Genomic DNA, 13,435 nt, shown 5'->3' with positions numbered 1-13,435 from the left:
CTTAGTTCTTTAAGTTCTCAACTTCGACAATCCGGAAGCCTTTTTGTTCAAGCTTAGAGACAACCTTGTTTTTCATGTCTTCTTCACAGTCTGGTGGTAGTGTCACGAGTACCCGTCGCAATACTTTACTTTTCGCATCGAGCGTCATCAAGCTCGCGATTGATGTATATTTGTTCACGATTTTCGTGATTTTCTCAAGTGCCCCAGCCTGTTCGCTCAAGGCGATTGTCAAGACGTAACTACCCGTGTCGCGACTCCATGCTTCTTCGAGCATCCCGAGCATCTTACCGTGGGGAAGAATGCCATAAAATTCATTGCTCTCATCTTTCAATACAGCAATGTACGGCAACTCTTTGATTGAGAAAAATACTTCAAAGAATCCATCTGACTCATGGACGTACTTTTGTGTATTCTTGATGAGTGTCATCACATTATCGTCCATGTTTTCCCCGTTCATTCCATGACGATAAATATGCATCTTGTAAATGTTACCGCGGAAAAATTTCCCCGTCTCGTCTAAAACAGGTACACAACGGTATCCTGTTTCTTCAAGCGTATGAAGCGCTTCCCGCAATGTTGCCTTTTCACTGATGGTGACAACATCTTTCTTCGGGATACATAAGCTATGCACTAACATGCGTTTTCCTCCCAGCCAATAATAAAGTGGTCTACACCCTATTCATTATTATTCCCCAAATATGATGAATATCCTGCATACTTTTTCTGAAAAGTTATGAACACTTCTCGTAATCCTTGCATTTGTCGGAATTCAAAAAAGTCGTTATAGTGAAACTATCCAAACAGACAAAGGGGATGGACGATTATGACGATGAAAAAAGCATTGACGATTGCCGGTTCTGACACAAGCGGCGGCGCGGGAATCCAAGCCGACCTCAAAACGATGGAAGAACTCGGTGTATACGGTATGACAGCTTTGACTGTCATCGTGGCACAAGACCCACATAACGCATGGAATCACGAAGTCTTTCCAATCGACACGACCTTGATCGAGAAACAAATCGATACGGTGCTCGCTGGAATTGGAGTCGATGCAGTGAAGACAGGTATGCTCCCGACACCTGAAATCATCGAACTCGCAGCACGGAAGATTAAAGAATACGGAATCCAGAATGCCGTCGTCGATCCGGTCATGGCATGTAAAGGTGCGGATGAGATTCTTGATCCGAACGTTGCGGTCGCGATGCGTCAACACCTCGTACCAGTCGCAAAAATCATCACACCGAACTTATTCGAGGCGCGTATGCTCGCTGGCCTTGATAAAACACCCGCAACGATGGACGAAATCAAAGAAGCCGCTCGTTTAATCCATGAACTCGGCGCAGAGATCGTCATCGTCAAAGTCGGTGGCAAACTCGGATTCGATACAGCATTCGACGTCTTGTACGACGGAAACGAATTCCGCCTTCTTGAAAGTGAAAAAATCGAGCCTGCGTTCACACACGGCGGCGGATGTACGTTCTCTTCTGCCATCGCAGCCTCACTCGCCAACGGTCACACGGTCGAAGAAGCGATTGAAATCGGAAAAGAGTTCATCACAGAAGCCGTTCGTCATTCATTCCGTCTCAACCAATACGTTGGACCGACGAACCATACCGGATACCGTAAAAAAGTAGCAACACAATCGTAAACAGATGACCCGGAACTACGTGTTTCGGGTCATCCTTTCCATTGGAGGGACAGACGTGAAAGCGATTCAACCTGATCACATTCAGCACTATTTAGACAATCACGTCGCGACACCACTTTTCGTCCATGTCGAGACGACGAACGGTGCCTACGCGACACATAATGACCCGGACTTTCATAACGCCGGGATGTTTATCCGTAATGCCAAAATCGAATACAGCATCGGTCAAATTAAAGGAAATGGTCCCTATCGTGTCGGTTTAAAACTCGATCACGGTTGGCTCTATGTCGAGGGATTGACCGACTATGAAATGCACGAAGAACAGTTGTTACTCGCTGGTCACGATCGTCTCGGTCGTCTCGCATGTGCGCTGCACATCGATATCAAGCCGCTCCCACAAGGCGCATCGGAGGTGGAGAATCAATGAATGGACCGTTACTCGTCATATTCCCACACCCGGACGATGAGGCGTTCAGCTCGGCCGGAACGATTATCCAACATCGTCAAAAAGGACTACCCGTCACATATGTCTGTTTGACGCTCGGTGAAATGGGACGTAATATGGGTTCTCCAATCTTTACGACACGTGAAGAACTGCCGAAAATTCGAAAACATGAACTCGAAGAAGCATGTCGCATGATGGGCATCGAGGACCTGCGCATGTGGGGTCTTCGTGACAAGACCGTCGAATTTGAGGACGAGGCCGAGCTCGCTGGTCGCTTCCGCGCATTGATTGACGAAGTGAAGCCGGAAACCGTCATCTCATTCTATCCAGGATATGCCGTCCACCCGGACCATGAAGCGACAGCCCGTGCCGTCGTACGAGCGCTTCAAGAGATGGGCGAGACGCGCCCTGAGTTCTTAGGTGTCGCCTTTGACCGCCGCACAGAAGACGAACTCGGACAACCTCACGTCATCGTCGATGTAACGGAAGAGAGCGAACAAAAGAAAGATGCCCTGTTTGCCCACCGGTCTCAGACGGAAGGTCTGCTTCGTGCGATCGATAACGCAGAAAACGCCCACGTCATGGAGTTACTCCAACGTGAGCGCTTCTATCATTATCCGTTCTCATGATTCATAGGCTAGACGGGTCATATAAAGCAATGCCCCGACGGTCCCAAGACCGATTAACGTTCCGAATACTACAACGATTTGTCCCATGTTTTCACCTCTTCTAGACTTTACGAACAATTCCATTCATTGGTTTCAAACACGTGCTCTTCGCACGTGTTTTTTTTAGAAGTAAAGAACGTAAATCACGATGGCCAATACGATTCGATAGACCGCAAACGGCATCAATTTCACTTTGTTGATCAACTTCAAAAAGAATTTAATCGAAAGAAGTGCGAACAAAAACGCGCTGACGAAACCGACGACAAACACGGGTAACGTATCGAGCGTGAAGTACGTCCATTTGCTGTACAGTGACAACGCACTCGCTCCAAACATGATCGGTACCGCCATGATGAACGTAAAATCTGCCGCTGCCCGGTGACTCATTCCGAGGAGAACCCCTCCAGAAATCGTTGAACCGGACCGAGAGAACCCAGGCCATAGCGAGAAACATTGAATCAACCCGACACCAAGTGCTTGCTTGTACGTGATGTCATCTAGCGTAGCGGTCGTCTGACGCTTCACGCCGGATAAATCTGCGGCAATCATAAAGAATGCCCCAATGACTAACCCAATCAACACCGTCTTGACTGAGAAGAGATGTGTATCGATGTAGTCCTCAAACAGTACACCAAGGACGCCAGCAGGCAGCAATCCGATCAAAATATGTATGAGATTGAACTGACGTGTGGTTCCGCTTTGTCTTAAGGTGAGGAGCGACTTTGGATTCAGTAACGCTTTGAACCGATCTCGAAAGACGACCACGACCGCTAAAATCGACCCTAATTGAATGACGATTTTAAACGTGTTCGCTACTTCCTGACCTAAAAATTGACTCGAATTCAACCAGAGACCGTCCACGAGAATCATATGACCGGTCGACGAGACTGGGGCAAATTCCGTCAATCCCTCAACGACACCTAACAAAAATCCTACAAATAATTCATACCATTCCACGTTGTTTCTCCTATTGACTCGTTAAGATTGTTCTCATCATACACTTCTCGGCACAATCTTTCGTCCGTCTTAAGACGTAAAAACAGACATGGCTTATGACCCATGTCTGTAAAAATTATCGGGCGGTCGCATGAACGAACCAAACGACAAGCCCGATTAAGATGAACGCCAAAAATAGCGACACTGTCGTTCCTACAATAAAGACAAACCCCAACACGAGGATACCGAGATGCCATAGCATCGAGACGGATGATTCCGTCGTCGCTCGAATGGATGAAGGAACTTGATGATGCAGAAGACCGTAATAGAGCGGCTCCATCGCTCCATATATAAGAGCCAACAGCCCCATCAGCCCGATTCCGATTGGATTCGGAAAAAGTCCGATGACAAGAAATCCACCGCCCATTAGCCAACCGAACCCGTTTAACCAATGTTCGGATGACGCAAATCGTATAAGCGTCCCTGCAAAAAGTTGTCCAGGTAACTGAATCAAGAGTAGGATGCTTGAAATGGCACCGAACCAATAGATCGGGATGGATACATCACGTGCATACAATTGCCAGAACTCATCGATGAAATTGAATGCGGATACGGCTGCTAAAAAACTGATAGTGACATGCCATAGTTGCTTGTTCGACCAAATGAATTGAAAACCTTTCAGCAAATGCCACCACGTCAAACGCTCTTCTATCTCTCGTCGAGTCGGTTCGATGAGAGATAGGCTACAGGTAGTCGCAATCAATAGACTCACGATGGAGAGCTTGTAGTTCCACTCCAAGGGAAGATACTGAGCCAACATACTGCCACTCAATGCCGCCGTCACAGCGGCAACAATCCCAATCGCATTCAGTTTCCCAAGAACCCGTTCAAATGACGACACTTCCTGACTCTCCTGTAACGATTCGTACAACAAGGCATTCTCTGCCCCACTTCGAATAACCGATCCTACAGCCGAACAGCTGATTGCGACAAAAAAACCGGTGAATGTGAACGAGTATAAGAGAATCCAAAATGATAGCCACTCTAAGGCTACACCTACCTGGATCAGTCGACGCCGTGTCGTGCGGTCCGCCCACACGCCAGTCGGCACTTCAAACAGAACGATGATCAGCGCATATACCATCTCTAAATAGACAACTTCTTGAATGGTGATGCCTCGCGACTCCCAAAACAACCGTTCAATCACGTATGCGGGAATCAGCCCTTCAAACCAGCGAATGCACCCTAACCAAACAATGTTTCGACGAACTTAACTCGGTGAACGTGCTCGTTTTCTCATTTGAATCGCCTCCTTATCTTTCTTATTCCCGAATGCACAAAAAAACCACGAGATTCCTCTCGTGGTCGACGTGTTATTTTAATAAGTTGAGAATCTCACGATTGAATGCCGGAATATCATCTGGTTGACGGCTCGTCACAAGCTGATTTTGACAGACAACGACTTCTTTGTCCGCATATTTCGCTCCGGCATACTCCATATCGACTTTAATCGATTTATAGCCGGTTGCGTCACGACCTTCTAATGTCTTCGCCGTAATCAACAGCTGTGGTCCGTGACAGATGGCAAAGACAGGCTTCTTCGCATCCATGAAGGCTTTGGCGAACGAAACAAAACGCTCGTCTTCTCGCAATAAGTCAGGTGAGAACCCGCCAGGTAAAAGAAGGGCATCAAAATCTTCCGGCGATACATCGTCAATCGATTGATCGATGTTCACTTTCGCCTCTCCTTGCTTTCCTTCCACCGTGTTGCCAGCTTTCTTCTCGATTGTCACGACGTCATGTCCCGCATCCACCAATGCGTCACGGGGACCCGTGAATTCTACATCTTCAAACATATCTGTAATGAGCGTTGCTACTTTTGCCATGTTCTAAACACTCCCTCTGTTTGTTTTATGCACATAGGGACTGTTCCACTGGCATGAATCAGTTAAACATCTCCAGGAGCATTCAACGGAACTTCGAGACGTACGGATTGTCGCGTTCAAAAAATCGATACGGATAGTCACGCGCCTCGCCCGTGTTCGGGATGCCAATGCGTGGACCCGCCTCAATCACTACTCCAGCCTCACCCTCCACGATATAGAGTGGGTCTTGTTGAAAGGAATGACCGTATAAATCCATCGTGATTCCGAGTGCTTTCGTCAATTTCCCTGGTCCGTTCGTTTGGTCATATCGCTTCACCCCAGGACGGTTCGTTGCAATCCATTCATGGCCTTGAATCGGTTCGACAGCTCGAATCAAGACGGCTTCTGGTGTGCCGACTGGTCCACTAACCACGTTCAAGAGCGTATGCGTATGCATCTGATAGGTGTACACATACCCCGGTTTCCCAAACATGACTTCCGTTCGCTTCGTCCGACGCCCTCCGAAGCTATGCGCTGCTCGGTCGATGGCACCGAGGTAAGCTTCCGTCTCGACAATCTTCGCGATGATGTCACCTTCTGGATGTCGCCTCACCAAATATTGCCCGAGTAAGGCACGCGCCAAGTCAAGTGTCGGTTGTTCATAAAATGCTAAATCGAGTCGCTTCATGGTTCCACCTCCATTTGTTTCATTTTCTCAAAAATCGTAGCTTGCACACAAAAAAGATGCCCTGCATGGCAGGACACCTGGACGTTATGATGCGATTTTGAGCGATTCACGTTGTTTTCCCAATCGGACGTATCCCAAAATGATGGAGAAGACCGGGCTGAGCCAGAGGAAGAAGGCAAACGGTGCGTATTCCAATACAGGTACGCCGAGTGTCGCTGCGAAGAAAGCTCCCGAGACACCCCAAGGTATGAGCGGGTTGATCACAGTTCCACCGTCCTCAAGCGCCCGTGACAAGTAGCGCGGGTCGATCCCACGATCGATAAACCCTTGCTTGAACGCCTGACCCGGCAAGAGAATCGACAAGTACTGTTCTCCTGCGAGCAAGTTGACCCCGATTGAACTGAGGACAACTGATAGGACCGAGCTCCCTGGTGACTTCAAACGCTCGAGCAACGATTCAACGATGGCTTGGAAGACACCGAGTTCACGTAATAAGCCACCGAACGCGAGGGCGATCAAGACGAGACTGACCGACCAGAGCATCGATTCAAGACCACCTTTATCGAGTACATTCGCAATCAATTCATTTTCGACACCTGACTTAAAGCCCGACTGCATGACACCGAGCCAGTTCGAGATGCTCCAGTTCCCTTGAACGAAACCGGCCGTCAACACACCGGCGAACATCCCGACGAGCATCGTCGGTAAGACCGGCATGCGGCGGAAGGCCAGTACTGCGACAAGGACAGGAGCAATCAACGTGAGCCATGAGAGGTCGAAACGTCCACTGAGCGCGGCTTGCGCCTCTGCGATTTGTGCCGTGTCGGCAGTTTGACCGCTACGTCCGAGGAACGTGAATAAAATCAACGTGATGATGAACGCTGGAATCGTCGTCCCCATCATGAAGCGAATGTGGTCGAACAGTTTGACCCCCGCCACTGCCGGTGCAAAGTTCGTCGTATCCGACAACGGGCTCATCTTGTCTCCGAAGAGGGCGCCCGACACGATGGCACCTGCAGCGAGCGCTGGCGAGATGCCTAGTGCCGTCCCGATTCCAAATAAGGCGACACCGACCGTTCCGACGGTTGTAAAGGCGCTTCCTGTGAAGGTCGAGACGATCATCGTGATCAACAAGACACTCGGCAAGAACCATTCAGCAGAGATTGTATTTAGACCGATGGAGAGGATCGTCGCGACCGTCCCGGACATTTGCCATACTCCGATGAGCATCCCAATCAACAACAAAATCAACACCGGCATGATCGCTTCACGAATTCCGTTGATCATCGCCGTTTCAATCTGTTTGAAGTCGCGTGAACGATAATACGCATATCCACCTACTATTACCATTGTGCCAAAAATCGCCATATGTGGCGTCGCTTTGGCCAAAAACATCAGTGCGAGCAAGGTAATCCCGCTCATCAACACGACGAATACAGCTTCTTTTCCTTTCATCTGCATCGACGTCCCCTCCTTTCGTTATATCTTCTTTATTTATTATTTCGCCTAACCGCTTAAACGCTTTTATGCACAAAAGCATGTCAGTGATGTTTTTTACTATACTCGCTTCCTTTCTCCCTGTCAAACGTCTTTTTATGATAAATTATATGCTTGAGGGTGACCTCCGGAGTTCGTAACCTCCTCCGACATCAAAACTAGCGAAAAGGAAGTGTGCTTCATGCAACACGAAAAAGCATTGGTCGTCTTTAGTGGTGGCCAAGATTCAACCACTTGCCTGTTTTGGGCAAAACAACAATTCTCTCATGTGGAGGCGGTGACGTTCGCATATGGTCAACGCCATGATGCGGAAATCGAAGTCGCCAAAGAAATTGCGACAGAACTCGATGTCCCACACCACATCCTCGATTTGTCCCTACTCGGACAACTCACTTCAAACGCGCTCACGAGACACGATCTCGACATCGACAATGCGGACGTCCCAAACACGTTCGTCGATGGACGCAACCATCTATTCTTATCGTTTGCAGCCGTCATGGCCAAACAACTCGGTATGCATCACATCGTGACCGGTGTATGTGAAACGGACTTTTCAGGTTACCCGGATTGCCGAGACCAATTCATCAAATCACTCAATGTGACACTCAATTTAGCGATGGATTATCCATTTGTCATCGACACACCGCTCATGTGGCTCGATAAAAAAGAAACGTGGGCTCTCGCCGACGAACTCGGTGCCTTTGACTATGTCAAAGAACGCACGCTTACTTGCTACAACGGTGTCATCGGTTCAGGTTGTGGAGAATGTCCGGCGTGTAAGCTTCGTCAAAACGGACTTACAGCTTACGAGGAGGTGCGCGTATGAAACATGCTCCATTCCTCGCTCCGACCAGTGTCGAATCAAAGCAAGAAGGATCGCTCATCTACTGTCCGCATCGCGTTCAAATCGTCAAAGAAGTAACGTTCGACGCGGCGCACCATCTCTTTGACTATGACGGCAAATGTCGTGCCCTTCATGGTCATACGTATAAGCTCCAGATGGGTGTCAGCGGCTTTCTCGACAATCGCGGCATGACACTCGACTTTGGTGATTTGAAAAAGATCTTCAAAGAAGAGCTTGAGCCGTATCTCGATCATCGCTATTTAAACGAGTCACTCCCTTATATGAATACAACTGCAGAAAACATGTGTTATTGGATTTTTGAACAACTGGCGACACACTTGCCAAATGAACGCGACGTCCGTGTCGAGTTCGTCCGTCTGTATGAAACGCCAACGTCTTACGCTGAGTTCCGCCGTGAATGGTTGGTGGAATCGTGAAAATCCCTGTTCTTGAAGTGTTCGGACCGACCTTTCAAGGAGAAGGACGCGCCATCGGACAAAAGACGATGTTCGTTCGGACCGCCGGTTGCGATTATCGCTGTTCGTGGTGCGATTCCGCCTTTACGTGGGACGGTTCAGAAAAACCGGACATGCTGACAGCCGATGAGGTGATTGCTCGCCTGGATGCACTTGGTATGTACGATTACGTCACCATCTCGGGTGGCAATCCACTCCTTATCGCGGCTATGGGAGACCTGGTCGAGAAGTTGAAAGAACGAGGCGTCACACTCGCCGTCGAGACGCAAGGCAGCCGCTATCAAGACTGGCTCACACAAATCGATGACGTGACCCTCAGTCCAAAACCTCCATCGTCTGGTATGAAAACGAACTGGGAGCAACTAGACGCTATCGTCGAACGGTTGCGCCCGGAGCAGACGACATTCAAAGTTGCTGTCTTTGATGAAGTGGACCTTGCCTACGCGAAAGAAGTGCAGCAGCGCTACTCACCGGACGTCATGTATTTGTCGGCTGGTAACCCTGAGCCCGGTGCAGACGGCGACATCACCGATGCCCAGCTCCGTCGTTTGAAACAACTATGGGAAGACGTTGCACGTGATCCGTCATGGCAAAGCGTCCGCGTCCTACCGCAACTACACACATTACTGTACGCCAACGAACGTGGCGTGTAAGGAGAATGAACATGAGACCAGAAGACTTACAAGACCTCTCGCTCCTCGGACAGAAGAGCGTCCCTTATATTTTTGAATACACACCAGACGTTCTGGAGGCGTTCCCGAACCGTCATCCTGAGAACGACTACTTCGTTAAATTCAACGCACCAGAATTCACATCGTTATGCCCGATCACGAACCAACCGGACTTCGCAACCATCTACATCTCATACATCCCGGATGAGAAACTCGTCGAGTCGAAGTCGTTGAAGTTGTACTTGTTTAGCTTCCGTAACCACGGTGACTTCCACGAGAACTGCATCAACGTCATTGGGAAAGATCTCGTGAAATTGATGGAACCGCGCTATCTCGAAGTGTGGGGGAAATTCACACCACGTGGCGGTATCTCGATCGATCCGTACTACAACTACGGAAAACCGGGTACGAAGTACGAAAAAATGGCGGAGCATCGTCTGTTCAACCATGACCTGTATCCAGAGACGGTTGACAACCGTTAATTGAAAAGTAGGCGCTCCATCTGGAGTCGCCTACTTTTTTTGATAGCGATGAATCTGTCGCTTAATCGGTTCGCGGAACACGGTCGCAACGAGCGTCAACACGAGCATGATCCCAAATGCCAAGGCGATGAGCGTCCAATCCCCACTGGCGATACTACTCCCGAGAAAATTGTTCGCGAACGCCCCGGGAATCATACCAACGACGGTCGCAAACAGATAGGCGAGTACGTTTACTTTTGCCAAACCAGAAGCATAGCTGACCAAATCGAAATTGACGAGCGGGATGAGACGTAAGATGAGGACGTAAAAGAAACCATCTTCTTCGATTTTATGCTGAATGGCTTCGTAATTCGTTGATTCGAAGTGATGCAGGAAACGATCGCCGAAATAAATTGCCACATAATACGCAACAAGCGCACTCAACGTCGCCCCGATGACGGTATAGATGACGCCCGGTAACATCCCAAACGCCAATCCTCCGGCGACCGACAAGACGGACGTGGGAAACAAGATGAGCGGACGAACGGTGAACAATAAAATGTAAATGAGCGGAGCCAACCATCCGAATTGAATGATGTAGTCCCGTATATCGCCTGGGCTTACATCAACCCACTGATAAAGGAATGTCGCCGTCCCGAACAGGAGTAGGACGAGTGCAATCATCCATTGTATCTTCCACTTCTTCATCGTCCTCCTCCTCTCTATTTGCTTTTATTCCCGTAATCGAGGATGTCATCCACCTTTTTTCAGCCATCTCGATGTGGTACGGTTAGAAAAAGCAGAAGGAGGAAATCGATATGAACCTTGCAGATGCCCTAACATTGAAACAGCTGCTCCATGAGCAAATCGATACATTGACCGAAGAGATTGAGCATGTGGCGTTCATCTCGCTTCAAGCGAATGAATCCATTCCGACCATTCAGTCCCGTTCCCTTCAAGACATCGAGATGGAACTTGAACACATTCGTCTAGACTTACGTCAGCTCGACCGTCTCATTCAAGAGGCGAACGTCCAAGCCGTCGTTGAGACGCATGACGGTCCACTCCCGCTCGTCGAGGCAATCGAGCTCGCCATTCAGTTACGTGTCCAGGCACGACTTTATGAGAAATTATCGCTTCGTCCGAAGAAAGACTATGTGCACGGAGTTGCCGTGATCAAACACGCCTTATATGACCCCGAACTATATCGCTTGAAAGCACGCGATATTAAGAAGCGTGCCATTCGAATCGAAAGTGCCATTCAGGCCGTCCGTTATCAGACTGACATTGAATTTGATGCATCACGATATATGTAAAAAAGCGAAGGGATTCCTTCGCTTTTTTACATATGGTCATGGTGATTGTGATGGATATCATGATGACTCGATGAAGAAGAACGTCGACGTGGTGGTGCCTCATCGGCAAATTTTTCTCCGTCCAAAATCCCGAGACGCTTATATTGACGATCGACCCGCTCTTTCGTCTCTTCGCGAACAGCGTCAGACTCCATCACCAATTGATAGCATCCGAGCGCGACACGGAACGGCTCCATGCGTGTCCGTTCAATCGAGAAGGAATCGATGCCCCGTAAATAGTCTGCTAAGCGCTCAGCCGTATCGTCGGCCGGGACATCGGCGAGCTGCGAGGCGAATTGTTGTAAGTCCTTCAATGTATTTGATGTTTTAGAGTAACTTCGACTTGATTTGATGACACCAAATGCGATAAGTCCAACAATGGTGAAAAACATGAGTGGAAAGAATAAATTGATGATCGTGAAAAATGGGTCCGCCCCAAATTCTAAAGTAGACATTTCAAATTCCCCCTTTTCTTTAAGTACGTTCATTCAGTCGAATCGGTTTCAACAAAAAAACCGCGATCACACGACCGCGGCATCGATTCAACTGTTCAGTTGTTTCTCCATCATGATGCGCGGCTCGCCATCTTCTGTGTAAGCGCCCATGATGTCATATCCGCAAAGGAGGTTCAAGATGATGACCCCTTTGTTCGTATTGCGTGCTTTCGTCCGAATCGAATGGAACCCTTGCGCTTCGACCCATTCGAGTTGCGTGTCCATCAGCTTGCGACCGATGCCATGTTTCTGGAAGTCCGGGTGTACGCCGCCCGCCCAGCTATAAAACCGATAAGGCTCCGCCTCATACCCAATTTTAAAGCCAACTAGCTGCTCTTCAGAGAAAGCCAGCAGCACTAACGGATTGGCGTGCCGATACAGGCGCTCTTTAAATCGCAACTGATCGAGGTCACCGTATAACGTGCGGTACAGCCGGAAGAAGTCCTCTTCAAAATCCTTAAAGTTGTTCGTCACATCTTTTACGATAAATGAACTCGTCGTACTCATCGTGCCATCCCCTTTCAGTTTCTGGACAAAGATTCCGTACGTCTGTTCATTTCGCCGTTCATTCTGAATTTCCTGTCTCCCGTTCAAAAGCTGTGACACCTTTTTGTTTATATAGTCCGAGCGTACGCTTCGGTAAGCTCTTGACCATCCAGTCTTTGAAGATGCGCGCTTGATCTTCGACCGGAAGCTCGTAGCCATCCGTCACGATATGTCGTGACCGTGTCGTGACATCGTACAAGGAAATCGCCGCCGCCACGGAGATGTTCAAACTCTGTACATACCCTTGCATCGGAATGACAAAGTTCCCGTCCGCCTTATGGAGTGCTGTTTCCGAGACACCACTATGTTCATTCCCGAATAGAAGAACGGTCGGCTTCGACACATCCACTTCTTCGAGCGGAATTGCTTCCTCACTCAATGCCGTCGCATATACTTGGTAACCGTCTTCTTTTAAAGCGTCAATCGCCTCTTCAATGGAGCCATGCTCCACGACGTCCACCCAGCGGTCGGCACTCTTGGCGATAATCGAGTTCGGTTTGAACTTTGCCCGTCCTTCGACGACGTGCAACGTTTGTACCCCGAACGCATCGGCTGAACGCAACACGGCGGATTGGTTGTGCGGATCGTCCACACCTTCCGTCAAAATCGTGATATGGTTCGTTCGTGTATTCAACACTTCATACATCCGTTTAATGCGGTCTGGCATGAGCATCTCGTAGAGAGGAAGATCGTCCTCGTGCAATACACCCTTCTGCAATAACTCTTCTTTTAATTCAATCTGCTCGTCTTTCGTCAAAGCAGATGTCGTCTGTCTCCAACCCATCTTTCTCGCTCCCTTCAACCTATCATATTGTAGCTAGATTCGATTCGACTGACAAGT

At 48.8% G+C, this 13,435-nt stretch carries 18 protein-coding genes; 8 read left to right on the top strand and 10 right to left on the bottom strand.

What is annotated here, in order from left to right; all coding sequences use genetic code 11:
• Position 1: 1 nt before the first annotated feature.
• The gene (gene cbpA, locus Q9R25_RS11730) at positions 2–637 is read right to left on the bottom strand and encodes a cyclic di-AMP binding protein CbpA (RefSeq protein WP_031424393.1); all 636 of its coding nucleotides are present in this window, start codon (positions 635–637) and stop codon (positions 2–4) included.
• Between the two features lie 186 nt (positions 638–823).
• On the opposite strand from cbpA, the gene pdxK reads away from it, so the two are divergent.
• From pdxK to bshB2, 3 genes are read left to right on the top strand one after another with little or no spacing between them, the layout of a single operon-like run.
• Entirely contained in the window at positions 824–1,648 is an 825-nt protein-coding gene (gene pdxK / locus Q9R25_RS11725; protein WP_015880484.1) for a pyridoxine/pyridoxal/pyridoxamine kinase, read from the top strand.
• A gap of 55 nt (positions 1,649–1,703) precedes the next feature.
• A complete protein-coding gene (locus Q9R25_RS11720) occupies positions 1,704–2,075 on the top strand; it encodes a YojF family protein (RefSeq protein WP_074034952.1) in 372 nt (123 codons plus the stop codon).
• Positions 2,072–2,722 (top strand): bacillithiol biosynthesis deacetylase BshB2, encoded by a 651-nt coding sequence (bshB2, locus tag Q9R25_RS11715; RefSeq protein ID WP_031424391.1) that lies wholly within the window; start codon positions 2,072–2,074, stop codon positions 2,720–2,722. Before Q9R25_RS11720 ends, bshB2 begins: the two co-directional genes overlap by 4 nt.
• 162 nt (positions 2,723–2,884) lie before the next feature.
• Here the strand turns inward: bshB2 and Q9R25_RS11710 are convergent, their stop codons facing one another.
• The 5 genes from Q9R25_RS11710 to nhaC form a co-directional block, all read right to left on the bottom strand.
• Positions 2,885–3,718, bottom strand: a complete 834-nt coding sequence (locus Q9R25_RS11710; protein WP_215244285.1) for an undecaprenyl-diphosphate phosphatase — start codon at positions 3,716–3,718, stop codon at positions 2,885–2,887.
• Between the two features lie 115 nt (positions 3,719–3,833).
• On the bottom strand, positions 3,834–4,904 hold the full coding sequence (locus Q9R25_RS11705) for an MFS transporter (RefSeq protein WP_311283199.1): 1,071 nt from the start codon (positions 4,902–4,904) through the stop codon (positions 3,834–3,836).
• 166 nt (positions 4,905–5,070) lie between these two features.
• Entirely contained in the window at positions 5,071–5,583 is a 513-nt protein-coding gene (locus tag Q9R25_RS11700) for a type 1 glutamine amidotransferase domain-containing protein (RefSeq protein WP_026824537.1), read from the bottom strand.
• A gap of 82 nt (positions 5,584–5,665) precedes the next feature.
• The gene (locus Q9R25_RS11695; protein ID WP_311283198.1) at positions 5,666–6,250 is read right to left on the bottom strand and encodes a DNA-3-methyladenine glycosylase; all 585 of its coding nucleotides are present in this window, start codon (positions 6,248–6,250) and stop codon (positions 5,666–5,668) included.
• A gap of 84 nt (positions 6,251–6,334) precedes the next feature.
• Positions 6,335–7,711, bottom strand: coding sequence for a Na+/H+ antiporter NhaC (gene nhaC, locus Q9R25_RS11690; protein WP_159563340.1), 1,377 nt, complete (start codon positions 7,709–7,711; stop codon positions 6,335–6,337).
• A gap of 217 nt (positions 7,712–7,928) precedes the next feature.
• Between nhaC and queC the strand changes: the two genes are divergently transcribed.
• From queC to queF, 4 genes are read left to right on the top strand one after another with little or no spacing between them, the layout of a single operon-like run.
• The gene (gene queC, locus Q9R25_RS11685; protein ID WP_159563339.1) at positions 7,929–8,573 is read left to right on the top strand and encodes a 7-cyano-7-deazaguanine synthase QueC; all 645 of its coding nucleotides are present in this window, start codon (positions 7,929–7,931) and stop codon (positions 8,571–8,573) included.
• The gene (gene queD, locus Q9R25_RS11680; protein WP_015880475.1) at positions 8,570–9,028 is read left to right on the top strand and encodes a 6-carboxytetrahydropterin synthase QueD; all 459 of its coding nucleotides are present in this window, start codon (positions 8,570–8,572) and stop codon (positions 9,026–9,028) included. The genes queC and queD overlap by 4 nt, the downstream gene beginning before the upstream one ends.
• A complete protein-coding gene (queE, locus tag Q9R25_RS11675; protein WP_031424381.1) occupies positions 9,010–9,720 on the top strand; it encodes a 7-carboxy-7-deazaguanine synthase QueE in 711 nt (236 codons plus the stop codon). Before queD ends, queE begins: the two co-directional genes overlap by 19 nt.
• A gap of 11 nt (positions 9,721–9,731) precedes the next feature.
• A complete protein-coding gene (gene queF / locus Q9R25_RS11670) occupies positions 9,732–10,220 on the top strand; it encodes a preQ(1) synthase (RefSeq protein ID WP_015880473.1) in 489 nt (162 codons plus the stop codon).
• Positions 10,221–10,250: 30 nt separating this feature from the next.
• On the opposite strand, the gene Q9R25_RS11665 is transcribed toward queF, so the two are convergent.
• Complete coding sequence (locus tag Q9R25_RS11665) at positions 10,251–10,907, bottom strand: TVP38/TMEM64 family protein (RefSeq protein WP_196430339.1); 657 nt, start codon at positions 10,905–10,907, stop codon at positions 10,251–10,253.
• 110 nt (positions 10,908–11,017) lie between these two features.
• Between Q9R25_RS11665 and Q9R25_RS11660 the strand changes: the two genes are divergently transcribed.
• The gene (locus tag Q9R25_RS11660) at positions 11,018–11,515 is read left to right on the top strand and encodes a hypothetical protein (protein WP_159563336.1); all 498 of its coding nucleotides are present in this window, start codon (positions 11,018–11,020) and stop codon (positions 11,513–11,515) included.
• Positions 11,516–11,541: 26 nt separating this feature from the next.
• Here the strand turns inward: Q9R25_RS11660 and Q9R25_RS11655 are convergent, their stop codons facing one another.
• From Q9R25_RS11655 to Q9R25_RS11645, 3 genes are all read right to left on the bottom strand, one after another.
• A complete protein-coding gene (locus Q9R25_RS11655; RefSeq protein WP_311283197.1) occupies positions 11,542–12,009 on the bottom strand; it encodes a hypothetical protein in 468 nt (155 codons plus the stop codon).
• Positions 12,010–12,096: 87 nt separating this feature from the next.
• Entirely contained in the window at positions 12,097–12,642 is a 546-nt protein-coding gene (locus tag Q9R25_RS11650; RefSeq protein WP_015880469.1) for a GNAT family N-acetyltransferase, read from the bottom strand.
• On the bottom strand, positions 12,614–13,378 hold the full coding sequence (locus tag Q9R25_RS11645; protein ID WP_078146108.1) for a TrmH family RNA methyltransferase: 765 nt from the start codon (positions 13,376–13,378) through the stop codon (positions 12,614–12,616). The genes Q9R25_RS11650 and Q9R25_RS11645 overlap by 29 nt, the downstream gene beginning before the upstream one ends.
• Positions 13,379–13,435: the final 57 nt, after the last annotated feature.

This window comes from Exiguobacterium sp. BG5(2022), assembly GCF_031844365.1.
In the GTDB taxonomy this organism is placed as follows: Bacteria; Bacillota; Bacilli; order Exiguobacteriales; family Exiguobacteriaceae; genus Exiguobacterium; species Exiguobacterium profundum.
Note: the sequence above shows the minus strand (reverse complement) of the source record. Positions and strands in the feature narration are given on the sequence as shown.

What these genes read in the sequence shown, in the direction of transcription:
- nhaC (WP_159563340.1), bottom strand. Translation starts at nt 7,711, where the DNA reads ATGCAGATGAAAGGAAAAGAAGCTGTATTCGTCGTGTTGATGAGCGGG.
- queC (WP_159563339.1), top strand. Translation starts at nt 7,929, where the DNA reads ATGCAACACGAAAAAGCATTGGTCGTCTTTAGTGGTGGCCAAGATTCA.
- Q9R25_RS11660 (WP_159563336.1), top strand. Translation starts at nt 11,018, where the DNA reads ATGAACCTTGCAGATGCCCTAACATTGAAACAGCTGCTCCATGAGCAA.
- cbpA (WP_031424393.1), bottom strand. Translation starts at nt 637, where the DNA reads ATGTTAGTGCATAGCTTATGTATCCCGAAGAAAGATGTTGTCACCATC.
- queF (WP_015880473.1), top strand. Translation starts at nt 9,732, where the DNA reads ATGAGACCAGAAGACTTACAAGACCTCTCGCTCCTCGGACAGAAGAGC.
- Q9R25_RS11695 (WP_311283198.1), bottom strand. Translation starts at nt 6,250, where the DNA reads ATGAAGCGACTCGATTTAGCATTTTATGAACAACCGACACTTGACTTG.
- bshB2 (WP_031424391.1), top strand. Translation starts at nt 2,072, where the DNA reads ATGAATGGACCGTTACTCGTCATATTCCCACACCCGGACGATGAGGCG.
- queD (WP_015880475.1), top strand. Translation starts at nt 8,570, where the DNA reads ATGAAACATGCTCCATTCCTCGCTCCGACCAGTGTCGAATCAAAGCAA.
- pdxK (WP_015880484.1), top strand. Translation starts at nt 824, where the DNA reads ATGACGATGAAAAAAGCATTGACGATTGCCGGTTCTGACACAAGCGGC.
- Q9R25_RS11645 (WP_078146108.1), bottom strand. Translation starts at nt 13,378, where the DNA reads ATGGGTTGGAGACAGACGACATCTGCTTTGACGAAAGACGAGCAGATT.
- Q9R25_RS11700 (WP_026824537.1), bottom strand. Translation starts at nt 5,583, where the DNA reads ATGGCAAAAGTAGCAACGCTCATTACAGATATGTTTGAAGATGTAGAA.
- Q9R25_RS11665 (WP_196430339.1), bottom strand. Translation starts at nt 10,907, where the DNA reads ATGAAGAAGTGGAAGATACAATGGATGATTGCACTCGTCCTACTCCTG.
- queE (WP_031424381.1), top strand. Translation starts at nt 9,010, where the DNA reads ATGGTTGGTGGAATCGTGAAAATCCCTGTTCTTGAAGTGTTCGGACCG.
- Q9R25_RS11655 (WP_311283197.1), bottom strand. Translation starts at nt 12,009, where the DNA reads ATGTCTACTTTAGAATTTGGGGCGGACCCATTTTTCACGATCATCAAT.